Source organism: Streptomyces sp. sk2.1, assembly GCF_008120935.1.
In the GTDB taxonomy this organism is placed as follows: domain Bacteria; phylum Actinomycetota; class Actinomycetes; order Streptomycetales; family Streptomycetaceae; genus Streptomyces.
The window spans coordinates 15,089-37,127 of the sequence record NZ_RDBO01000082.1; the positions used below are offsets into that span (position 1 = coordinate 15,089).

General features: G+C 72.7%; 22 protein-coding genes and 1 pseudogene. 7 read left to right on the plus strand and 16 right to left on the minus strand.

Annotation, left to right across the window (positions count from 1 at the left end; translation table 11 throughout):
• Window positions 1-2: 2 nt before the first annotated feature.
• Complete coding sequence (locus EAO76_RS36690) at window positions 3-1,193, minus strand: pyridoxal-phosphate dependent enzyme (protein ID WP_148840565.1); 1,191 nt, start codon at window positions 1,191-1,193, stop codon at window positions 3-5.
• A 351-nt stretch (window positions 1,194-1,544) separates the two neighbouring features.
• On the opposite strand from EAO76_RS36690, the gene EAO76_RS36695 reads away from it, so the two are divergent.
• Both EAO76_RS36695 and EAO76_RS36700 read left to right on the plus strand, forming a co-directional pair.
• On the plus strand, window positions 1,545-3,578 hold the full coding sequence (locus EAO76_RS36695) for a transglycosylase domain-containing protein (protein WP_187438929.1): 2,034 nt from the start codon (window positions 1,545-1,547) through the stop codon (window positions 3,576-3,578).
• Window positions 3,575-4,876, plus strand: a complete 1,302-nt coding sequence (locus tag EAO76_RS36700; RefSeq protein WP_262376068.1) for a hypothetical protein — start codon at window positions 3,575-3,577, stop codon at window positions 4,874-4,876. Before EAO76_RS36695 ends, EAO76_RS36700 begins: the two co-directional genes overlap by 4 nt.
• A gap of 48 nt (window positions 4,877-4,924) precedes the next feature.
• Here the strand turns inward: EAO76_RS36700 and EAO76_RS36705 are convergent, their stop codons facing one another.
• Complete coding sequence (locus EAO76_RS36705; protein ID WP_187438930.1) at window positions 4,925-5,476, minus strand: TetR/AcrR family transcriptional regulator; 552 nt, start codon at window positions 5,474-5,476, stop codon at window positions 4,925-4,927.
• A gap of 97 nt (window positions 5,477-5,573) precedes the next feature.
• Here EAO76_RS36705 and EAO76_RS36710 point away from each other — a divergent pair, with 97 nt between their 5' ends.
• The gene (locus EAO76_RS36710) at window positions 5,574-6,224 is read left to right on the plus strand and encodes an FMN-dependent NADH-azoreductase (protein ID WP_148840567.1); all 651 of its coding nucleotides are present in this window, start codon (window positions 5,574-5,576) and stop codon (window positions 6,222-6,224) included.
• A complete protein-coding gene (locus tag EAO76_RS36715; protein WP_148840568.1) occupies window positions 6,221-6,544 on the plus strand; it encodes a multidrug efflux SMR transporter in 324 nt (107 codons plus the stop codon). Before EAO76_RS36710 ends, EAO76_RS36715 begins: the two co-directional genes overlap by 4 nt.
• A 105-nt stretch (window positions 6,545-6,649) precedes the next feature.
• Here EAO76_RS36715 and EAO76_RS36720 read toward each other — a convergent pair whose 3' ends face one another.
• From EAO76_RS36720 to EAO76_RS36770, 11 genes are all read right to left on the minus strand, one after another.
• Complete coding sequence (locus EAO76_RS36720; protein ID WP_148840569.1) at window positions 6,650-6,844, minus strand: hypothetical protein; 195 nt, start codon at window positions 6,842-6,844, stop codon at window positions 6,650-6,652.
• Window positions 6,845-6,995: 151 nt separating this feature from the next.
• Window positions 6,996-7,895 (minus strand): phosphatidylinositol-specific phospholipase C/glycerophosphodiester phosphodiesterase family protein, encoded by a 900-nt coding sequence (locus EAO76_RS36725; RefSeq protein ID WP_148840570.1) that lies wholly within the window; start codon window positions 7,893-7,895, stop codon window positions 6,996-6,998.
• A 383-nt stretch (window positions 7,896-8,278) separates the two neighbouring features.
• On the minus strand, window positions 8,279-8,971 hold the full coding sequence (locus EAO76_RS36730) for an ABC transporter ATP-binding protein (RefSeq protein ID WP_148840571.1): 693 nt from the start codon (window positions 8,969-8,971) through the stop codon (window positions 8,279-8,281).
• Window positions 8,964-9,881, minus strand: a complete 918-nt coding sequence (locus tag EAO76_RS36735; protein ID WP_148840599.1) for an ABC transporter ATP-binding protein — start codon at window positions 9,879-9,881, stop codon at window positions 8,964-8,966. Before EAO76_RS36735 ends, EAO76_RS36730 begins: the two co-directional genes overlap by 8 nt.
• Before the next feature lie 62 nt (window positions 9,882-9,943).
• Window positions 9,944-10,813 (minus strand): ABC transporter permease, encoded by an 870-nt coding sequence (locus tag EAO76_RS36740; RefSeq protein WP_148840572.1) that lies wholly within the window; start codon window positions 10,811-10,813, stop codon window positions 9,944-9,946.
• Window positions 10,806-11,771, minus strand: a complete 966-nt coding sequence (locus EAO76_RS36745) for an ABC transporter permease (RefSeq protein WP_187438931.1) — start codon at window positions 11,769-11,771, stop codon at window positions 10,806-10,808. Before EAO76_RS36745 ends, EAO76_RS36740 begins: the two co-directional genes overlap by 8 nt.
• A 23-nt stretch (window positions 11,772-11,794) precedes the next feature.
• The gene (locus EAO76_RS36750; RefSeq protein ID WP_148840574.1) at window positions 11,795-13,396 is read right to left on the minus strand and encodes an ABC transporter substrate-binding protein; all 1,602 of its coding nucleotides are present in this window, start codon (window positions 13,394-13,396) and stop codon (window positions 11,795-11,797) included.
• Between the two features lie 171 nt (window positions 13,397-13,567).
• Window positions 13,568-14,701: an acyl-CoA dehydrogenase family protein gene (locus EAO76_RS36755; protein ID WP_148840575.1), complete on the minus strand. Its 1,134-nt coding sequence runs from the start codon at window positions 14,699-14,701 to the stop codon at window positions 13,568-13,570.
• Window positions 14,698-15,885: an acyl-CoA dehydrogenase family protein gene (locus EAO76_RS36760; RefSeq protein ID WP_148840576.1), complete on the minus strand. Its 1,188-nt coding sequence runs from the start codon at window positions 15,883-15,885 to the stop codon at window positions 14,698-14,700. The genes EAO76_RS36755 and EAO76_RS36760 overlap by 4 nt, the downstream gene beginning before the upstream one ends.
• Window positions 15,882-16,850: an NADPH:quinone oxidoreductase family protein gene (locus tag EAO76_RS36765; RefSeq protein ID WP_148840577.1), complete on the minus strand. Its 969-nt coding sequence runs from the start codon at window positions 16,848-16,850 to the stop codon at window positions 15,882-15,884. Before EAO76_RS36765 ends, EAO76_RS36760 begins: the two co-directional genes overlap by 4 nt.
• A gap of 664 nt (window positions 16,851-17,514) precedes the next feature.
• Entirely contained in the window at window positions 17,515-18,183 is a 669-nt protein-coding gene (locus tag EAO76_RS36770) for a hypothetical protein (RefSeq protein WP_148840578.1), read from the minus strand.
• Between the two features lie 533 nt (window positions 18,184-18,716).
• On the opposite strand from EAO76_RS36770, the gene EAO76_RS36780 reads away from it, so the two are divergent.
• Entirely contained in the window at window positions 18,717-18,869 is a 153-nt protein-coding gene (locus EAO76_RS36780; RefSeq protein WP_376042346.1) for a hypothetical protein, read from the plus strand.
• Window positions 18,870-18,909: 40 nt separating this feature from the next.
• On the opposite strand, the gene EAO76_RS36785 is transcribed toward EAO76_RS36780, so the two are convergent.
• Both EAO76_RS36785 and EAO76_RS47810 read right to left on the minus strand, forming a co-directional pair.
• A complete protein-coding gene (locus tag EAO76_RS36785; protein WP_148840579.1) occupies window positions 18,910-19,245 on the minus strand; it encodes a hypothetical protein in 336 nt (111 codons plus the stop codon).
• Between the two features lie 496 nt (window positions 19,246-19,741).
• Window positions 19,742-19,906 (minus strand): annotated as a pseudogene (locus EAO76_RS47810) (PIG-L family deacetylase); the annotation flags it as partial.
• A gap of 329 nt (window positions 19,907-20,235) precedes the next feature.
• Here EAO76_RS47810 and EAO76_RS36795 point away from each other — a divergent pair.
• Window positions 20,236-20,994 carry a sulfite exporter TauE/SafE family protein gene (locus EAO76_RS36795; protein ID WP_148840580.1) on the plus strand — a complete coding sequence of 253 codons (759 nt, stop codon included), beginning with the start codon at window positions 20,236-20,238 and terminating at the stop codon, window positions 20,992-20,994.
• Window positions 20,995-21,071: 77 nt separating this feature from the next.
• On the opposite strand, the gene EAO76_RS36800 is transcribed toward EAO76_RS36795, so the two are convergent.
• Entirely contained in the window at window positions 21,072-21,350 is a 279-nt protein-coding gene (locus EAO76_RS36800; protein WP_148840581.1) for a metal-sensitive transcriptional regulator, read from the minus strand.
• A gap of 97 nt (window positions 21,351-21,447) precedes the next feature.
• On the opposite strand from EAO76_RS36800, the gene EAO76_RS36805 reads away from it, so the two are divergent.
• A complete protein-coding gene (locus EAO76_RS36805; RefSeq protein ID WP_148840582.1) occupies window positions 21,448-22,020 on the plus strand; it encodes a rhodanese-like domain-containing protein in 573 nt (190 codons plus the stop codon).
• Window positions 22,021-22,039: the final 19 nt, after the last annotated feature.

Genomic DNA, 22,039 nt, shown 5'->3' on the forward strand with positions numbered 1-22,039 from the left:
GTTCAGTGCTCCTGGTGCTTTCGGTCGAAGAAGAGCCCTTCACTGCGCAGGTGTTCCACAGCGGCGGTGATCTCCTTGGCCACGCCCTGTTCTGTCGCCCAGTCGTCGGAGTAGAGGGTGTCGCGGTACTTGCCGCCGCCGTCGGCGGCCAGGCACACCGAGAGCCGGTCGTCGGGGCCGTCGTCCTCCCGGTCGGCCAGCATGGCGCGCACGGCGCAGCCGCTGGAGCCGCCGAGGGCGAGCCCCACGTCCTCGACGAGGATCCGGCAGACGGCGATCGCCTCGATGTCGTCGACGTGCACGGCGCGGTCGTAGCTGTGCGGCGCGGCCAGGAAGGCGGACGGCCGGCTGGCCCCGATGCCCGGTATCAGGCGGCGTCCCGCGCTGCCCGCGACGGCCAGTGAGCCGCGTACGTCCACGGCGACCGCGGCGACGTCGGGCCGGTGCTCGCGCAGGTGCGCGCCGATGCCGGCGAGGGTGCCGCCGGTGGAGACCGGTACGTAGACGGCGCCGAGGTCCGCTCCGGCCTGCCCGGTGAGCTCGGGCCCCGTGACGCGGCGGTGGATGTCGGGGGCGGCCCAGTTCTCGTACTGGTCGGGCCAGCGGTATCCGGGGTTGTCCGCGCACAGTTCGCGCACCCGGCGCAGCCGGCTGAGCAGGTATCCGCCCCGGCCGTCGGGTTCGTCGACGACGAGGACCCGGGCGCCCCGGTCGGTGAGCATGCGGCGGGTGGCGTGCGGGGTCTTCGGGTCGACCACCGCGAGGAAGTCGCAGCCGATTTCGGGCAGCATCCTGGCCAGGGCCAGGCCGAGGTTGCCGGAGGTGGATTCCACCACCACCGTGCCCGGGGTGAGCGGTCGTTCGTCGTGCAGCGCCCGCAGCAGTCCGACGGCGCTGCGGTCCTTCACCGATCCGGTGGGGCCGCGCGATTCGAGTTTCAGTCCCAGACGTCGCACGCGGCCCCGGTGGGCGACGTCCAGGCGGAGTAAGGGAGTCCGGAAAAGGGCCCGCGTCAGGACGGGTTCGACACGTGACACTGCTTCTCCCTGTACGGGACGTCGTTGACCATTCCGATGGACCGGCCGGCCGGGCTCGCTGCGCGTTCCAGACCTTATGCGCGAGATTCCCGGTGTCACCACGGCACCGTTCGCGCCCCTCAACACTCTTGGCCAGAAGCTGGCTTGACGTCTCATCAGCCGGACTCGGCGGACCGCCCGGGGCCCGGTGCGAACACCGGCGCGGGACGGTTCTCCCGCGGGGCGGCGGCGGGGCGGGCCGCCGAATTGGCCGGTTCGAGCGCCATGGCGTTCCGGTGCCGCCGAAGGCGCGCGGCGGCCGCGCGGCACCTTTCACCGACGGAGGAAACAGGGAACCGAGCCCCCCTCTCCCGAGGGCCTGTTATCTTTACGTGACTTCGCGACGCAACTCTCGGTCATGCTTTGGCCTTTGCTGTGGCGGAGCCACGGGGCGAAACACACGACCACTGCACGTGCACAGGCACCGTCGCGACGCGCGACGGGCCCGTACTGCCATGGCTGGACGGAATGACGCAGCAGAACATGTGGGGCAGGACGAGACGGGCCGCGCGGGCGGCACTGGCCCCGGGAACGGGGCGCCGCAAGCAGGCGAGACGTCCGCGCGGCCGCCTGGTGCGCAGGCCGGACTACCCGCGTGCGGGTCGTCACGGCTGGCGGCGCTGGGTGCCCTCGTGGCGGCTGGCCCTGGGTTCGTCACTGACGTTCGCCGCGACGCTGGTGACCGTGGTGGGCATCGCCTACGCGCGTACCGAGATCCCCGAGGACCTCAACGCGTTCGCCACCCAGCAGGACACCGTCTACTACTGGGCCGACGGCACCCCCATGGCCCGCACCGGCTGGGTGAGCCGCCAGGAGATGCCCCTGTCGAAGATCCCCGACCACGTGCGGTGGGCCGTGCTCGCGGCGGAGAACGCGGACTTCTACTCCGACCACGGCATATCGGCCCAGGGGCTCACCCGCGCGCTGTGGCGCACGCTCGGTGACGGGGACACCCAGGGCGGCTCCACCATCACCCAGCAGTACGTCAAGAACGTCTATCTGACGCAGGACCGCTCCTTCTCGCGGAAGTTCACCGAGATGCTGCTGGCGGTCAAGCTGGACCGCAACATGAGCAAGGACAAGATCCTCCAGGAGTACCTGAACACCAGCTGGTTCGGCCGCGGCACCTACGGTCTCCAGCGTGCCGCGCAGGCGTACTACGGCAAGGAGGTCACCCAGCTCGACGCCAGCGAGGGCGCGTTCCTCGCCTCCCTGCTCAAGGGGGCCTCGCTCTACGATCCGGCGGTCAACCCCCGCAACCGCGCGCGGGCCGTCGAGCGGTGGCGGTGGACCCTGGACCGCATGGTGGAGATCGGCAGGCTGAGCCGGGCCGAACGCGCGAAGTACACCACCTTCCCCGACCCGAAGCCACCGCACGGACCCAGCGGCACGAACGGGCAGAACGGCTATCTCGTCCAGCTCGCCGAGTCGTACGCCAAACGGGCCGGGCACATCTCCGACGCGCGCTTCGACCTCGGCGGCTACCAGATCTACACGACGTTCGAGAAGCCCCGGACGACCGCGCTGGCCCGGTCCGTGCGCGAGGCGCGCGACGCGCTCGACCCGAAGCGGCGCAAGGAGGACCGGCACGTCCGTTTCGGGGCCGCGACCGTCGCCCCGGACGGCCGCATCCTCGCCGTGTACGGCGGACCCGACTTCGAGCGCCAGGCCTTCAACGAGTCCAACGCGAGCACCGTCCCGGCCGGTTCGGCGTTCACCCCGTTCGTCTACGCCGCCGGCCTCCAGCACGGAATCACGCGCGAGCGCAACGGTCCGCGCATCACCATCACCCCGTCGACGGTGTACGACGGCGACGACGACATCCCGGTCACGACCCCCGAGGGCCCCTACTGGGACCGCGGCGGGAAGACGGTCAAGGGCGACAACGACGGCGACCGTTCCTACGGCCGCATCAGCCTGCACGACGCCATGGTCAAATCCGTGAACTCCCCCTTCCTCCAGCTCGGCATGGACACCGGTCTGAAGCAGGTCCGCAGCACCGCGGAGGCGTCGGGGCTGCTCGCGTCGAGCTTCGGCCCGCCCGTTCCGGCGTTCGCGATGGGCAACTCGACCCCCAGCGCCATCCGCATGGCCGGCGCGTACGGCACGTTCGCGGCCCACGGCCTGCACACGGACCCGTACTCGGTCAGCAGGGTCACCCGCAACGGCACGAAGGTCCGGCTCGACCTGCCGCAGCCCAGGCGCGCCGTCCGGTCCGACGTCGCCGACGAGGTCACCGCGGCACTCACCCGGTCCGACGGCGGGAAGAACGGCGTCGCCGCCGGACCGGTCGCGGTCAAGAACGGCACCACCGGGGACGACACCGCGCGCTGGCGCGTCGGGTACACCCCGGCCGCGTCCACCGCCGTCGTCGTGTACCGCATGGACCTGAACCGGAGCCTCGCGCCCCTGCCGCTCAAGGGGCTGGGCGGTGCCTCGGCGGGCGACCGGGACTTCCCGGCCCGGATCTGGAAAACCTACACGGAAGCCGTGACGAAGTGACAAGAGCCAGAGCGAAATCCACGTCCCGCCGCAAACGGGACCGCCTCACCCCCCGCGTCGTTCTGGGAATCGCCGCATGCCTCGTGGTGGCGGGTTCCGCGGCCCTCGTCCCGCTGATGTCCGACGACGACGGGGACGACCGGAACCCGCAACGGGGCACCCGGACCGTCGCCGCACCGACCCCCACCAGCCGGGACGTCCGCGACGCCAAGAAGGAGGAGCAGGACGAGAAGTGGGACGGCAAGGTCAGGATCCTGGGGGACGGTTCCACGTCCTACACCGGACCGCAGCCGGGCCGGCTGAAGGCGAAGCGCCTGAAGCCGGGCGAACGGCCGCCCCAGTTCGTGGTGTTCTCCTGGGACGGCGCGCTGGAGGGCGACGACCGGATGTTCTCGCGCTTCCGCCGCGTGGCGAAGGAGAGCAACGCGCACATGACGTTCTTCCTCACCGGCATCTACCTGCTCCCGAAGGACAAGCGGAACCTCTACCGGCCGCCCCGGCACGAGACCGGGGCCGCCGCGATCTCGTACCCGACGCGCGAGCACATCCGCACGACGCTGGAGCAGCTCGGCGGCGCCTGGCGGGAGGGAAACGAGATCGGGTCCCACTTCAACGGCCACTTCTGCGAGAAGAAGGGCGGCGGGGACTGGAGCAAGGACGAATGGACCAGCGAGATCAGCCAGTTCTACTCCTTCGTCCAGAACTGGAAGACCAACACCGGCTTCACCGACCTCGATCCGCTGCCGTTCGACCCCACCCGTGAGGTCGTCGGCGGCCGGGCCCCCTGCCTGGAGGGCCAGAAGACCCTGCTGTCCGCGCTCAAGCCCTTCGGCTGGCGCTACGACGCGAGCTCCCCGGGGGACTTCCAGATCTGGCCGTCGAAGAAGAACGGCGTCTGGGACCTGCCGCTGCAGATGCTGCCGTTCCCCGGCAAGGACTTCCAGGTGCTGTCCATGGACTTCAACTTCCTCTACAACCAGTCGAAGGGCAGCACCGAGGGCGACCCGGCGAAGTACCAGACCTGGCGCAAGGAGGCCCGTGACTCGTACGTCGCGGGCTTCGAGCGGGTGTTCCACGGAAGCCGCGCGCCGATGTTCATCGGGAACCACTTCGAGGACTGGAACGGCGGGATCTACATGGACGCCGTCGAGGACACGATGCGCGAGGTCTGCCCCCGCAAGGAGGTCCGCTGCGTCTCCTTCCGCGAACTGACCGACTGGCTCGACGCCCAGGACCCCGAGGTCCTCGCCCACTGGCGCACGCTCGACCCCGGCCAGCCCGCGAGCTGGAAGCAGTGACCGACGGGTGGGGACGGGTGCGGTCGCGCCCGGCCCCACCCGTCCCGTCTACCCGGCGAGCGTCCGCTCGGCGAGCGTGCGCAGGGCCGACTTGATCTCCTCGACGCCGCGGCCCCGGCCTCGCTGGTACGCGAAGAGCTCGGGCGCCAGGGGGGCCAGCAGGATGTCGACGAGGGCGTCGGGGCCCGGTACCCCCGCCTCCCTGACGAGCATGCGGACATGCGCGTGCCAGAAGCCGTACGCCCCGGTGGCGAACCGGGCGGAACCGGACTCGGCGCCCAGGGTGAGATGGACGTGCTGCTCCAGCAGGTCGGTCATCGCGGCGTAGAAAGCGGCCAGCCGCCGCGGGGGCGGGGCCCCCGGCCCCAGGGGCGGCTCCCCGCCCAGCAGCTTCTCCTGGAGCGCGCGCTCGTGCTCGTCGAGGAGCGCCATGGCGATGGACGGGATGTCGGGGTACCGCCGGTAGAGCGTGCCCCGCCCCACACCGGCCTCCCGGGCGATGGCATCCATCGTCACCCTGCGCGGATCCCCCGCGGCGAAGAGCCGGTCGGCCGCGGCGAGCACCTTGGCACGATTCCTTGCCGCGTCCGCGCGTTCCATGGATCCCACCGTACAGGAATAAGCGGACACGATGTCCGGTTACCCTGGTCGAGACAAGCGGACACACTGTCCACTTAACGCTTCCCAGGGGGTACCCATGTCCGTACTGCTGCACGTCGCCGCCAGCGCCCGCCGCGACTCCCACAGCCGCGAGCTCGGCGACGCCTTCGCCGACGCCTGGCGGGCCGCGCATCCCGACGGCACGTACGTGCTCCGCGACCTGCGCACCGATCCGGTGCCGCAGATCGACGAGGCCTGGACCGAGCTCTGCGACCACGTCCTGCGGCACGGCATCACCGACATCGACCGGTACGAGGAGGCGGTGCGCACCCCGGCCCGGGCACGGGCCTGGGAGGTGCTGCGTCCGCTGCTGGCCGAACTGGTCGCCGCCGACGTCGTGCTGATCTCGACCCCGATGTACAACTTCTCCGTCCCCGCCTCCCTGAAGGCGTGGATCGATCAGGTGACGTTCCCCCGGATGTCACTGGCGGGGCGCCGCTTCGTGATCGCCTCCGCCCGGGGCGGGGCCTACGGTCCGGGCACCCCGCGCGAACCGTACGACCACCAGGAGCGCTACCTGCGGGACTTCCTGTCGGGACACTTCGCGATCGACGACCCGGTCTTCCTGGCGACCGAACTCGTGAACTCCCGGATCGATCCCGCGCTCGCCGCGCGCCGCGCACAGCACGACGAGTCGCGCGCGACCGCCCTGGCGGCCGCCCGGGAACTGGGCGGAGGTCCGCGATGAGCTGGCTGCTGCTGATCCTGGCCGGGCTGGTCGAGGTCGCCTGGTCGCAGAGCATCAAGCCGACGCAGGGCTTCACCCGGCCGCTGCCGACCCTGGTGTGCGCCCTGCTCATGATCGGCGCGGTGTACCTGCTCGCCCGGTCCATGGAGGGGCTGCCCGTGGGCACGGCGTACGCGGTGTTCACCGGCATCGGGGCGATCGGGGCCATCACCCTGGGGGTCCTCGTCCACCACGATCCGGTGAGCCCGGGACGGCTGGCCGCGGTCGCCCTGATCGTCGGCGGCGTGGCCCTGGCGCGGATGACGACGCCCGCCGAGTGACCCCGCGGGGGTGCGTCGGAGGCGGTGGAACCCCGCCGCGCCCGGGGCCTCCCGTCCGGTTCGCACCGGGCCCCGGGTCGTCGCACGATCCGGGGCCCGGTCCGCTCAGGGGCTGAGACTGCTGACGACGTCGGCCGTGGCCGCCAGGCTGTCCTGGATGGCCGGCGCCATGCTCGTGCTCGCGAGGAAGAATCCGAGCAGGGCGCAGACCAGCGCGTGCGAGACCTTCAGGCCGCCGTTGCGGAGAAAGATCACCGCGAGGATCAGCAGTAGCAGCACCAGTGAGATCGAAATGGCCATGGCCAACCTCCTCCGCCGCGCCGGGAATGCGGCATTCGGCCGCCAGTGTGGCGCAGCGGAGGAGCCGTCCGGACCACCGGCGTGTCCGCCATCCGGGTGTTGACTGAACGTCACGCCCGGGGCGGCGCGTCCGGTGTGCCGCCGGTACGGGTCACCCCGCGCGGCCGTCCCGGTCGCGGGTGCGCAGGAAACGCTCCAGGCCGGTCAGATCATCGGTGTTGAGGTGGTCCACCCCGGCGGCCAGCAGCTCCGTCCAGACCGCCTCCCGCTCCGGTCCCGGCGCGTCGGGGGTGGCCCAGAAACGGACGCGTCGGCCCTCGCGGTGGGCCGTGGTGACGAGTGTGCGCAGTTTGTCCCGCTCGGTCGCGGGGAAGGGGCCTGCGCCGAGCCAGTCGAAACCGTCGCTCCAGCTGCTGCTGATGAGCGGGACGAACGAGGCGTCGGCCGCGCCCTCCAGGTCCTCGGGCCGGCCGTCGTAGAAGGCGTGGCGGGTGCGCTGCGCCTCCATCGGGGCGCGGGCGGCGCGGTCGCCGGATATGACGGGCGTGACCGCGCCGGGGCGCACCCGGCCGTGGTGGTACGAGGTCAGCATCCGGCGGTAGCGCCGAAGTTGCCGGTCGAGTTCGAGGTAGGCCGCGACCCCGTCGGTCTTGATGTCGATCAGCAGCTGCACGGGTTCGTGGTGGCCGGGGTGGACCGTGCCGTGGTTGGCCCGGACCCTGGCCAGCAGCGGGTCGAGGTAGAGGGAGGTGAGGGTGCGGGCGGGGTCGAGGTCCGCGGGCTCATGGGCGACCAGGAGCTCGCCGTCCACGAGGAAGACGTCGGCCTCGACGCTGGTGAAGCCGTGCGCGAGCGCGTCGTGCAGCGGGCGCGGGTGCAGGTAGTCGTTGTGCGCGTGGGCCCTGCGCAGGGCCCGGGTGCGGGGGGCGCGTGCGGACGGGGACGGGGACGTCGCCCCGGACGCGGCGGCCTGCTGCGAGGGCAGTACCGCGCTCGCGGCCGCGGTGGCGAGTGCGGTGGTGACGACGTTTCGGCGGGTCAAGAGCGCCATGGGCTCTCCCTGGGGCGACGGACGGGCCGGACGGGTGGACGCGATCGAGTATGCGACGGCGATCACCGCGACGGACCTGCCGCGCACAGGAGTTGCCCCGTCCGTCGCCCGCCCGTCGGCCACCGTTTCCTCCGCGTCCCCGGCAAAACGCGCCGGTCCCGTGCACCGGGCGGGGCTGCCCGGCGGGGCGACGGCGCGCGGCGCCTCGCCCGGGACGAGGCGCTCGGTGGGGCCGTGCGCCCGGCCGCCGGGGCGGGGCCGGACACCGACGAAGCCGATGCCCCGTCGGCCCGGCCCCGGAAACAGGCACGGCCCCGGGCGCGGGAACGGGCCGACGGGGCCGGGAGGCGTTCGCCGGGCGGGTCCCGCGTCGGGGCGCGGAGTCACCCGGTGGGGCTCGCGGACTCCTGCGGTGCGCCCGGTCCGAAGCACTCCCGCCAGCCGACCGTACGGTCGCACCAGCGTTCCAGCAGCACCCGGTCGTGGCCGACGGCCAGCAGTCCGGCCCCGGACTCCCGCCGGTAGGACTCGACCACCGCCACCAGCGCGGCGGTCGTCGACGCGTCGAGCATCGCGGTCATCTCGTCACAGATCAGCCAGCGCGGCCGCAGCACCAGCGCCCTCGCCAGACAGGCGCGTTGCAACTGCCCGTCGCTCACCTCGTGCGGGCGGCGGCCGAGCAGCTCGTCCGTGAGACCGACGGCGGGCGCCAGTTCGGCCACCCGGTCCGGTACCTGCGCGCGACGGCCGGTGGCCCGCAGCGGCTGGGCGATGATCTCGCGCAGGGTGAGCCGGGGGTCGGTGGCGAGCCGGGGCTGCTGGAAGACGACGCCGACGGCGGTGCGCCGCGCACGCGGGGCGGCGTGCCGCCAGCCGCGTACCGGTTCGCCGTCGAGCACGACCGTGCCCGCGTACGGGCGGTGCAGCAGTGCGGCGACCCTCGCCAGGGTGGACTTGCCGCAGCCGCTCGGGCCCAGCAGTCCGACCGACTCCCCCGCCGCGATGCTCAGCGACGCCTCGCGGACGACGGGGTCGCGGGGGTCGTATCCGGCGGTGACACGGGTGAGTTCAAGCACGGTCCGGCTCCTTCTCGTCCACCCGCACACCGTGGTGGCAGGCCAGAGCACCGTCGAACGGGGGCGGTACGGCGCACCGGTCGTCGGCGCGGCCGCAGCGGGCCGCGAACGCGCATCCCTCGGGAAGCGCCCCGAGTTCCGGCGGCATGCCGGGGATCGGTTCGAAGGCACGCTCCGGCAGGGCGTCCAGGAGGCCGCGCGCGTACGGGTGGCGCGGTCCCGGCTCGCCGAAGAACCGGGCGGCGTCGGCGAGTTCGACGATGCGGCCCGCGTACATCACGGCGACCCGGTCGGCGATCCGCTCGGCCGCCGCGAGGTCGTGGGTGATGAGCAGGAGCGCCCGGTCGCCGTCGGTGTGGCGGCGCAGTTCGTCGACGGTCCGCTCGACGAGGTCGCGGTCGAGTCCGGTGGTGGGTTCGTCGGCGAGGAGCAGCGGCGCGTCGCCGATCAGGGCGAGCGCGGTCGCGGCCCGCTGGGCGAGGCCCCCGGAGAGTTCGTGCGGGTACCGGTCGAGGTGCCCGGCCGGGAACGAGGCGCGGGCGGCGGCCCGTTCGGCGGCCGGGCGCAGGCCGGGCCCGCGGGTGCCGGTCAGTTCGCGCAGGGTCTCCTCGATCTGGGCGCGCACGGTGCGGACCGGGGTGAGGTGGGCGGCGGGGCTCTGCGGGACGAGTCCGATGCGGCGGCCCCGTACCGTGCGGGCGAGGGTCCGTTCGTCGGCGGCGATGAGTTCGGTGCCGTCGCCGAGCAGCGCCGATCCCGAGGTCCGCGCGTTGCCGGGGAGCAGTCCCAGCAGTGCGGAGGCCAGCACGGACTTGCCGCAGCCGCTCTCGCCCACCAGGGCCAGGCACTCGCCCGCCGCGAGGTCGAAGCGCGCGTCGTCGACGGCGGCGATCTGCCGTCCGCCGCGCATCTCGAAGCGCACGGAGAGGCCGCGGACGGAGAGCACCGGTGCCTGCGGGCCGGAGGGGGTCGTCACAGCATCAGCTCCGATCGGCGGCGCGGGTTGATCCGCTCCCGCCAGGCTCCGGCGAGGCCCGCCAGCGCGAGGGTGGGGACGATCAGGAACAGGCCGGGGAAGAGCGTCGGCCACCAGTCCCCCGCGAGCAGCGAACCGCGGGCCGTCTGCACGAGGTTGCCCAGGCTCGCCTGATGGGTGGGCAGCCCGAGCCCCAGGAAGGAAAGTGCCGACTCGTGCCACATGGCGTGCGGCACCATGAGCACCGCGGCGAGGCCGGCCTGCGGGAGCACCGCGGGCAGCAGGTGGCGGACGACGACCCGGCCGCGCGAGGCGCCGCCGGAGATCGCCGCGTCGATGAACGGGCGGGAGCGCAGCGACAGCACCTCGGCGCGGACGATCCTGGCGGTCGAGAGCCAGTGGGTGAGGGCGACGGACACGATCACCGGGCCGACGCCGGGCCGGAACATCGCGACGACGAAGATGCCCAGCAGCAGGTGCGGCACGGACGAGAAGGTGTCCACGAGCCGCATGACGACGCGGTCGGTCCAGCCGCCGAACGCCGCTGCCAGCGCGCCGACCGCGGTCCCGATGACGGTGGCGGTGAGCCCCGCGACGACCCCGACGAGCAGCGAGACCCTCAGCCCGTAGACGCAGCGCAGCAGCAGGTCGCGTCCGACGTCGTCGGTGCCGAACGGGTGCTCCCAGGAGGGCGGCCGGAGCCTGGCGGAGAGATCGACGGCCTGTTGGTCGAGTTGGACCAGCGGCGGCACCAGGAGGACCGCGAGCAGTACCGCGCCGACGATCCCGGCGGAAGCGGCCACCCGGACGCGGCGGGTGGTCCGACGGCTGGTCCGGCGGGCGGATGCCGGGGCGGTGTCAACCATCGAATCCCACCCTCGGGTCGGCGATCGCGTACAGCAGATCGGAGAGGAGGTTGCCGAGCACGACGGCCGCGGTGGCGAGCACCGTGAGCGCGGCGAGCAGCGGGAAGTCGACCGAAGTGGCGGCCTGCACGGTGGCGGCGGCGATGCCGGGCCAGCTGAAGACCGTCTCGACGAGCAGGGCGCCGGTGATGAGTTCGGGGACGCGGGAGCCGATGAGGGTGAGCATCGGCAGCATTCCGGAGCGCAGGGCGTGGCCGAGCAGTACGGTGCGCTCGCTCAGCCCGCGGGCGCGGGCGCCGCGCACCGGATCCTCGTCGAGCGCGTCCGCGACGCCCTGGCGCACGTAGAGGAAGAACCACGGCAGCTGGGAGATCCCGAGCACGGCCGCGGGGAGCACCAGATGAGTGGCGACCTGTCCGGGGGTGACGGTGTCGCTGGCCGCGTCGGTGAGGCCGCCGGCCGGGAGCACGTCGAGTTCCAGGGCGAAGAGCCAGATGGCGAGCAGTCCGAGCCAGAAGGCCGGGGCGGCTTCGAGGGTGTACGCGGCGGAACTCGCGCACCGGTCGAGCAGGCGGCCGGGCCTGCGTGCGGCCAGCACGCCGAGGACCGTGCCGAGGACCACGGCGACGGCGAAGGCGGTCGCGGCGAGCAGTACGGACCAGCCCAGGCGTTCGCCGATGACGTCGGCGACCGGCTGGCGCATCACGGCGGAGTCGCCGAGGTCGCCGCCGAGCGCGGAGGTCAGCCAGTTCCACCAGCGGCTGACGAGTGGCTGGTCGACGCCGAGGTTGGCCCGCAGCTGGTCGAGGTTCTCCTGCGACGCGGTGAGGCCGGCGGTGCCCGCGTACGCCTTGACCGGGTCGAAGGGGGAGGCGGCGGCGACGGCGAAGACGCCGAACGTCACGGCGGCCAGGACGGGCACGGCGAGCAGGGCCCGCCGTCCCGCCATCCTGCCCATCGGCCCCCAGGGGAGACGGTGCTTCACTTCTTCGGTGTCCAGTCCTCGACGTTCCACCACGGGCCGGACGCCAGTCCGTGGTCGTGCGGTTCGACCTGGGTGGTGAGGGGGCCGAAGCGGTCCTTCACGACGTAGAGGTGGTCGATGTGGGTGAGGAAGGTGTAGCCGGGGTTCTTCACCAGTTCGCGCTGGACGGTGTCGTAGGCGGCCTTGCGTTCGGCGCCGTCACCGCTTCTGCGGCCCGCTTCGAGGGCCCGGTCCACGTTCTTGTTGTCGTACCACGCCATGTTGTTGAAACCGTCGCCCGCGAGCGAGGACTTCAGCAGCGTGTACTGGTCGAAGTCGGGGTCGGCGGGCGATCCGCCGCCCGCGAGGACCGCGTCCTGCTTCATCCGGGGCTCGATGACCTCCCAGGTCCCGGCCTGGGTGGTGATGTCGATGCCGGCCTTCTTGGCGTCGGAGGCGTAGGCGAGCGCGTGGTCCTGGCGCAGTTTGTCGCCGGTGAGGTACCAGAGCGGGAAGGCGGCGCGCACTCCGTCCCTGGTGCGGATGCCGTCCTTGCCGGGCTTCCATCCGGCGTCGTCGAGGATCTTCTTCGCGGCGGCGAGGTCGTGGGGGCGTTCGGTGCCCTTGGTGAACCACGCGCTGTCGGTGGGGACGGGGCCGTAGGCGGGCCTGCCCTCGCCGTTGAGGAGGGAGTCGACCATGGCCTTCCGGTCGACGGCGACGTCGAGGGCGCGCCGGACGGCGATGTCGCCGGTGACCTCGTTGTGGGTGGGCAGGGTCACGGTGCGGTAGTCGTACGTCGTGGCGGCGTATGTCCGGGTGCCGCCGTCGCGGGCGAAGCCCTTGGCCAGGTTGGGCGGCAGGATCGCGCCGTCGAGTTCGCCGGAGCGCAGTCGGGTGGCGCGTACGTCGTCGTCCTTGATGATCGCCATGGTGAACTTCTTCACCTTCGGCGCGCCGCCCCAGTAGCCGGGGTTGGCCCTGAAGGAGATCTTCTCACCCTTGGACCACTTGGTGAGCAGGTACGGTCCGGTGCCTATGGGCTGGGTGGTGAAGGCGCCGGTGTTGACGTCCTGCCTGCCCGCGACGTGTTCGGGGGCGATGGGCAGAACGGTGCGCTGGGCGAAGGGCGCGTAGGGGTATTTGAGGGTGAAGACGACGGTGTCGTCGCCGGCCGCCTCGACGCTCTTCACCGCGTCGAGTTCGGTGCGGGAGGCGTTGTTGGTCTTCTCGTCGAGGATGGTCCGGTAGGTGAAGACCACGTCCTTCGCGCCGAACGGCTCGCCGTCGCTGAACTTCACGCCCTTGCGGAGCCGGTAGGTGTACGTCAGCCCGTCGTCGCTCACCTCGGGCAGGGCGGTGGCGAGCGCGGGCCGCAGCTTCATGCCGGCGTCGAGGGTGAGCAACCCGTCGAAGATCTTGGAGTTGCCGTCCTTGCCGTAGCCGAGCAGCGGGCTGAGGCTGTCGGGCTCGTAGGCGATGCCGACCACCGCCGAGCCCCCCGCGCCCGATCCGGAGCCGCCGCCGTCCGGACCTCCCGGTTGCGAACAGGCCGTCGCGGTCGACAGCAGCACCGCCGCCAGTGCGGCGGCGGCTCCCCGTATCGATCGGGCCGTCATACCCTGCACCCCTTATTGAAGATCGAATATTATTGCGAACCGTTCGCAATTAAACAGCAGGTAAAGGGTGCTCGGTACCCCGCCGGGCGGCGGAGCAAGGAAGCGGAGGCGCGTATTCACGCACCTCCGCTCCAAGTGCCCTGCCCCTGCGGGCCGTTCCTGCCTCTTCCGTTACGGCGCGGGCAGCTCCATGAGTTCGGCGACGGTCTCCCGGTGGTGTCCGGCGCTGCCGTACGCGATCGAGTCGGCCTTGGCCCGCTTGAGGTACAGGTGCGCCGGGTGCTCCCAGGTCATGCCGATGCCGCCGTGCAGCTGGACGCACTCCTCCGCGGCACGCACGGCGACCTTCGAGCAGTACGCCTGCGCGACGGCCACCGCCAGCGGCGTGTCGGGGCTCGCGGTCGCGAGGGCGTCCGCGGCGTTGCGCGCGGCGGCGCGGGCCGACACGATCTCCAGCCAGAGCTGCGCCATGCGGTGCTTGAGGGCCTGGAACGAGCCGACGGGCCGGTTGAACTGGTGCCGTTCGCGGGTGTGCCGGACCGTCTCGGTCAGACACCACTCGGCGAGTCCGAGCTGTTCGGAGGCGAGCAGCCCGGCGCCCGCCAGCAGCCCCCGCTCCACGGCCCTGACCGCGGACGCGCCGTCGGCCAGGCGGGTCCCGACCACTGACGTGAAGGTCACGGTGGCGAGCGGGCGGGTGAGGTCGAGCGGTACGAGCGGCTCGACCGCGACTCCCCCGGCGCCGGTCTCCACCGCGTACAGGCCGTCGGTCGTGGGCACCAGAAGCACATCGGCGGCGGGCGCGTCGGCGACGCCGGTCACCGTGCCCTCCAGCGTGTCGCCCGCCACGCCGACCGGTCGCACGGCGCCGGGTCGCGCGGCGGAGAACGGTACGGCGAGGACCGCGACCCGGCGGCCCGCGGCGAGGTCGCCCAGGAGCGCGGCGACGGGCCCGTCCTGCGCGTCCAGCGCGAGGAGCGTCTCGGTGGCCACGACCGCGCTGGTCAGATACGGCACGGGGGCGACGCTGCGGCCCAGTTCCTCCAGGACCACCGCGGCCTCGCGATGGGTCGCGCCCTGCCCGCCCAGCCGCTCCGGCACCAGCAGCCCGGCGGTGCCGATGTCGGCGGCGAGGCCCTGCCAGAGCCTGGGATCGTACGGTGTGTCGGACTCGACGAGGCCGAGGACCGTCGGCGCGTCGCACCGGTCGGCGAGCAGCGCGCGCACCGCCGCCCTCAGGTCTTCCTCGGTCTCGGAGTACAGCAGGTCGGGTGCCGGGGTCTCCCCGGTCGGTGCCGCGGTCATCGGGCCAGGTCCTTCCAGGCGACGTCCTTGTCGTTGCGCGGCTCGGCGGGCAGACCGAGGACGCGCTCGGCGACGATGTTGAGCAGCACCTCGCTGGTTCCTCCCTCGATGGAGTTTCCCTTGGAGCGGAGGTAGCGGTAACCGGCGTCGCGTCCGGTGAAGTCGACCAGTTCCGGGCGGCGCATGGTCCAGTCTCCGTACAGCAGCCCTTCGTCACCGAGGAGTTCGATTTCCAGCCCGCTGATCTCCTGGTTGAGCCGGGCGAAGGAGAGCTTCATGCCGGAGCCCTCGGGGCCGGGTTGTCCGGCGACGAGCTGCTGACGCAGCCGGAGGCCGGTGAGCCTGGCCACCTCGGCCTCGACCCAGAGGGTCAGCAGGCGCTGGTGGAGGTCGTGGGTGCGCAGTTCGGGGCGCTCGCGCCAGGTGCGGGCGACCGTGCCGATCATGCCGCCCTCGCGCGGGACGGAGGCGCCGCCGATGGAGACCCGCTCGTTCATCAGCGTGGTCTGCGCGACCTTCCAGCCCTCTCCGACGGGGCCCAGGCGCCTGCTGTCCGGGATGCGCACTCCGGTCAGGAAGACCTCGTTGAACTCCGCCTCGCCGGTGATCTGGCGCAGCGGCCTGACCTCGACGCCGGGGTCGGTCATGTCGCAGATGAAGTAGCTGATGCCACGGTGCTTGGGCAGGTCCGGGTCGGTGCGGGCGATGAGGATCGCCCAGCGGGCCAGGTGGGCGCTGGACGTCCAGACCTTCTGCCCGTCGACCACCCAGTCGTCGCCGTCACGGACGGCGCGGGTGGCCAGTGCCGCGAGGTCGGAGCCCGCGCCCGGTTCGCTGAAGAGCTGGCACCAGACCTCCTCGCCGACCCACAGCGGGCGCAGGAAGCGCCGCTTCTGCTCCTCGGTGCCGTAGCCGAGGACGGTGGGGGCGGCCATGCCGAGGCCGATGCCGATCCGGCGCGGGTCGTTGTCGGGGGCGCCCGCGGCGGCGAGTTCGGCGTCCACGACGGACTGCAGGGAGCGCGGCGCGTCGAGGCCGCCGAGGCCCACCGGGTAGTGCACCCAGGCGAGTCCGGCGTCGAAGCGGGCCCTGAGGAAGTCGGTGCGGTCGGTGGTGGCCGGCGGGTGCGCGGCGAGCAGGTCCCGGGTGCGGCGGCGCAGTCCGGCCGCGTCGGGGGCGGTCATCGGGCGGCTCCCGACGGGAGGACGACGATCCGGCCGGTGCTGGTGCCGTCGGCGACGCGCTGGACGGCCTTCGCGGCCCCGGCCGACTCGACCCGCTCGCTGATCAGCGGCTTGACGGTGCCCTGTGCCGCGAGCCGGGTCAGCTCGTCGTGGCAGGCACGGACCGCGGCCGGGTCCTTGGTGTTGTACAGGCCCCAGTGGAGGCCGAGGATCGAGTAGTTCTTGACCAGGGCGTGGTTCAGCGCCGGGGTGGGGATGACGCCGCTCGCAAAGCCGACGACGACCACCCGGCCCTCGAAGGCGACGCACTTGACGGACTTGGCGTACGCGTCGCCGCCGACCGGGTCGTACACCACGTCGGCGCCGCGTCCGCCGGTGGCCTCCTTGACGGCGGCGACGATGTCCTGGGCGTGCCGGTCGACGACCAGGTCGCAGCCGAGTTCCGCGGCGGTCCTCGCCTTCTCCGCACCCCCGACGACACCGATGACGGTGGCACCCGCGGCCTTGCCGAGCTGGACGGCCGCGCTGCCGACGCCGCCGGCCGCCGCGTGGACGAGGAGGGTCTCGCCGGCCCGGAGGTTCGCCCTGCGGTGCAGGCCGAACCAGCCGGTCTGGTAACCGATGTGCAGGGCGGCGGCCTCGGCGTCGTCCAGCGCCTCGGGCGCGGGCAGCAGGGCCGCCTCGTCCGCGACGACGTACTCGGCGAACCCGCCGTTCGGCAGCGCGGGAGTGGCGAGCACCCGGCGCCCGTCCGGTGTCCTGCCGCAGACCTCCACGCCGGGCGTGAAGGGCAGCGGCGGACGTACCTGGTACTGGCCTCGGCAGAGCAGCGCGTCGGGGAAGTTGACGTTCGCCGCGAGCACCTCGATGAGCACCTGGCCGTCGCCGGGCGTGGGCCGGTCGGTCTCCTCCAGTCTCATCACCTCGCTCGGCTCGCCGTTTCGGTGCACTCGCCATGCCTGCATGAGGGGCCTCCACAACACTGTCGGCATTACCACTGCTCCGGCGCATACTAAGCGGTCGCTTGCCTCTGTGGGAACAACCCACCGGGTCCGCCCCGACCGCACCCGGACACGGAATGGTCCCGGTCACGGATCTCACCCCCCGACCGGCCACCACCACCTCGGCGATCCTCGGAGCAGTTCCGGCCGATGCGGCCGATGCCGTCGAGCGGCACGGCGGGGGCACGTACGCCGATGTCCCGGACGGTCCAAAACTTGGCGGCCGGGCGGATCAACTGGACACGTGCCCGTGTGGACGCCTCCCATGTGAAGGAAGAAGAGGGGGCGAGGCAACCGGCCCGTCGCCGGCCGACCGGAAAGACCGGCAGCAAACACCATCCGACCCGCGGCGGAAGCGGCACCCGTGTGCCGTCGTCACCACTGCGGCCAACGCCGACGACGCCACCCGGACACCCGCCCCGGTCGACGGCATTCCTCCAGTGGCCGGCCGGCTCGGCCGGTCCCGCAAGCGGCCCGACCCACTGCTCGGCGATAAGGGCCATGACAGCAACCCCAACCGCCGGGAGCCGCGCAAGCACCGCGGCCTGCCGGTGATCTCCCTCAAGGGCGGCCACGGCATCAGCCGGTGTCCTGACGGTCGACGGCGAAAATCTCCTGGGCCGGTCGATCACGCAGCCGTCGGCGCGCCGAGGTAGGGGGCGAAACACTCGGCGACCTCTGCGGCCACAGCCACCGCGTCGAGCGTCCCGTCGACTTCGATGACGCGGATGCCGAGGCGGCGGGCGTTCCGTGCCGCGTCCTCGGCGACCAGCCGGTCACGGGCGAGACGGTTGGCCTGGGATCGGGCCGGGTCGGTGACGGGGACGTCGAGGGTTCCCGCGCGCGGGAGGGTCCGGAGCTGGTGCTGACGGAAGTCCTCGGTGGGGACGAGGACGACCATGCGCCGGGGTGAGTCGAGCAGCGGCGCGACCAGCTCCGGTCGCAGCCCCCATCCCTCGGCGATCGCCGGCCGGCCGGTGAACAGTGCGCGCAGGTCGTCCAACGCCCACTCGAAGCGGACCGGGAAGCCGGCCAGCGTCTCGGCGGCCATCTCCTCCGGGCTCCGGTCCGACCAGACGTGGTCGGGGGTGGGATCCTCCACGGGCTCACCCAGGGCGACACGACGCGCGATCCGGCGGTCCTGATGGCCGCGGGCGTCGTGATAGTCGTAGTGATACACCGTCAATCCGTGCTTTCTGGCAATGAGTTCGGCAACGGTGGTCTTGCCGGACCACTGTGCGCCGCCGATCCACAACGCGCGCCGCAGGCTGCCATGCGGATCCCAGACGTCTGGCATGAGTGTCCTCCCGTCGGAGAGCGGTACAGGCCTCCGCTCGGGAACGAGTTTCCTGGTTCGACAGCAAAAATTGCAGTCTTGTCTTCGCCGGACGGTTGACAGAGAGTGGAAAGGGAGGGGGATCGTTCCTCTCGCGCTCCTGGCCGTGGCTGCTGCCCGGTCGATTCGACGATACGACTACGGGAAGTGGGAGTGATCCGACGAATGCCCGGCGGGAGTGTCCGGAGTCGCCTCTGCCGGTGAGCAACGGACGTTGTGGCAGGTGGCAGGACCATCGTCAGGTCGTGAACAGGCTGCTGTTCCGGATACGCACGGGCGTGCGGTGGCGCGATCCGCCGAAGACGAGCCCACCGGGTGCGCAGCGAGGCGGCGCGCCGTCGGAAGCGAACAGCAGCGTTCCTCATCGCCCCTGCGAGGGGTCGCAACACGGCTGCCGCGCCGGGGCCGCCCTGTGGGAGTGGGTGGGGCGCGCCCCGGCCGTCTCGCGAAGGCGGCCGGGACCGTCGAGCCCGGCCCCGGCCGCGTTCGCGAAGGTGTTCCGGAACGCTCCGTACTACGCGCGCCCGGGCTTCCGTGCGCTCGCCGAGACGGAGCTCACCGACGGGCTGCGGGAGGTCCTCGCCGAGGAAGCGGCCCTCGGCCCCGACCGTCGGCCACGCGTGTGCGTGAAGCGCGGCACCACGTGAGCCGAACCCCGGCCGGGGGCAGGGTCCGTCCCGCTCCGCCTCAGTAGCCCTGGTTGTTCGGGGCGTACGGGGGCTGGCCGCCGTAGCCCGGGGTGACGCCGGTCGCGGCTGCCGGGGCGGCAGGCTTGCGGCCGGCGCCGATGGCCACGGACGCGGAGGCGACCAGCAGGCCGACACCGGCGAGGGAGATGGTGATGCCGGTGTTCTCCGCACCGTTGGACCAGGTGTAGTTCTCCGGACCGTTGCTCGAACACCGCTGCGTGGTCTTGGAGCCGCCGTCGGGCTCGCAGGTCCACTCCAGACGGTGTTCCTTCCTGGCCTTCTCCTCGTCCTCCTCCACGAAGCCGTAGAAGAGCAGGCCCAATCCGGCGATCATGAAGAGGACTTGGAGGGTTCTGGCAACTGGATGCATGGGATGTACTCGCCTCGTTGGGGCCGTTCGCGGACAGGGCGGGTTCGCCGCGCCCGTAACGGCACGCACCGGCAGCCCAGTGCGCACTCCCCCGTGCCACGCTTCCCCCGGCCCGTATCCTGACGCAACGGTCCCCTCCGAGCAAGGGACTACAAGGGACCGCGGCCGAGTCGCTCCACTCGGGGCTCACCGGTGAAGGGCCCACCGACGAGGGAATCGTCAACTCCCGTACCGCTCGCGCGGTTCGGCCTTGCGGACCTTGCCGCCGGCGGCGAGCGGGAAGGGCTCCATGATCTCCACCCGGCGCGGCACCTTGCAGCGCGCCAGGGCACCCCGGCAGTGGGCGGCGATCTTCTTGGCGGGTCGGCAGGGTCACGCGGGACGACGCGGGCCAGGACCTCCTCGCCGCACCGTTCGTCGGGGATGCCGACGACCCGCTCGCGCAACGGGCGCACCGTTCCGGTTCCAGCCCGTCGATGCGGCCTCGCCGCGGATGGCGAGCGGGCAGGAGACCTCGCACCCCACGTCGGTCCACCGCACGGCCGTACTCCAGGCCGTCGGGGTGCGCGACAACGGCGAGGGCGCGCTGCCGGTCCGCAGGCACGGACGCGAGTCGCTCCGTCATGCCCGCGGGCCGGCCGTCCGCGGCCGGCCCCTCGCCGCGCCCCGTCGGCACCCTCCGACGTAGCGCACGTCTCACCGAGGAAGAAGATACCCCCCGGGGTATTGGTGTTAATCTGGATCGGAGATACCCCCCGGGGTAAAGCACCACAGAAGGAGCCGCGTCGTGTTCTTCGTCGACCCCGTCGAGACAGCGAACCCCGCTGCCCGCCGCCACCCGAACGGCGGGCAGCGGGCCACCCCGGCCGGGGTGGCCCGGCGGGCCTCCCGGGCACCTGACGGAAGCCCGGACCCGTCCGCGCACGGCCGGTGCGGGGCGGCGGGCCGCACCTCATGACCGCGCTGATAGTGGCCCTGGCCGCCGGTGCGGTGGTCGGTCTGGCGCTCGGCGGGCTGGGCGGCGGCGGGAGCGTGCTCGCCGTTCCCGCGCTGATCTACCTGCTCGGCTTCACCCCTGCCGAGGCCACCACCGCCGGGCTGCTCATCGTCATCGTGACCTCCCTCACCGCGCTGGTCGCCCATGCCCGGGAGGGCCGGGTCCGCTGGCGCACGGGAGGGCTCTTCGCGGCGGCCGGGATCGTTCCGGCCGCGGTCACCGGGGCCCTGTCGGTGCGGATTCCGTCCGGGGTGCTGACCGCGGGGTTCGCCGTGCTCGCGGTGGTCGCCGCGACGCGGATGCTCCGCCCGCGGGCCGAACCGGCGGAGGCCGGGGAGGGTGCGGCCGCCGCGCCCGCCGGACGGGTCGCGCGGACGGGGGCCGGCCTCGGCGCGGTGACCGGCCTCCTCGGTGTGGGCGGCGGGTTCCTCGTGGCGCCCGCGCTGGTCGCCGTGGTCGCCGTCCCGATGGCCTCGGCGGTCGGCACCAGCCTGCTGGTCATCACGGTGAACTCCGTGGCCGCGCTGGCCACCCGGCTCGCCACGCCCACCGCACTGCACTGGGCGACGATCGCCCCGTTCACGGCGGCGGCGGTGCTCGGCGCCTGGGACGGGAAGCGGCTCGCCGCGAAAGTGTCCACGGCCGCCCTGCAGCGGATCTTCGGCGCGGTGCTGCTGGCCGTGGCCGTGTTCATGCTCATCGACTCCGTGGCATGACCCGCGGCCCCGGCCGCACCGACCCGCCCCGGCCGGGGCGGGTCGGCCCATGACCGCACCGGCCGGGTCGGGCCCGCTCAGGCCAGCGAGAGAAAGAGCTTCTCCAGCCTGGCCCGCATCTGCTCGCGGTCCTCGGGGCCGTGACCGCCGTCGGCCATGCAGTGCTGCAGCCCCGTCGCGATGATCGCGAAACCGGCCCGGTCGAGCGCCCGGGACACGGCCGCCATCTGCGTGATCACGTCCTCGCAGTCCCGGCCCTCCTCGATCATCTTGATGATCCCGGCGAGCTGGCCCTGCGCGCGGCGAAGGCGATTGAGGACCGACTTCAGTTCGTCGGCCGCCATGTCAAGTTCCACTTCATCCTCCTGATACCCCAAGGGGTATTCTAGCCCGACCGGGGAAGGAAGGACCGCGTCCCTCCCGAGCCCCGGTGGACGAAAGGAAACACTGCCCGTGACCAGCCCCGCTTCCCTCTCCCCCGCCCAGGCCGCGGCCCGCCTCGCGGAGTTCACCGTCATCGATGTGCGGGCTCCGGGCGAGTACGCCTCCGGGCACGTCCCCGGCGCGCTGAACATCCCGCTGGACCGCCTCCAGGAGGCCGTGCCCGCGCTGAAGTCCGCCGCGGCCCGCGGCTCGCTGCTCGTGGTGTGCGCCTCCGGCGTGCGCTCCACCCGGGCCTGCGACATCCTCGCCGCGGCCGACATCGACGCCCTGACCCTGTCCGGCGGCACCTCCGCCTGGGAGGGCGAGGGCCGTGCGCTCGACCGCCCCGCCGGGGCCCGCGCGACCTGGCCGATGGAGCGCCAGGTGCGGCTCGCCGCCGGTTCGCTCGTGGTGGCCGGGCTGCTCGCCGGGGCGCGTTTCCCGGCCGCGCGGTGGATCTCCGCCGGCGTCGGCTCCGGCCTGGTGTTCTCCGCCGTGACCAACACCTGCGGCATGGCGGCGGTCCTGTCGCGGCTGCCGCACAACCGTGCGCCGCGCGCGGCCACCGATCTGGACGCGACACTGGCCGCCCTCCAGCGCTGAACCCCGGCGCACGGTGGGG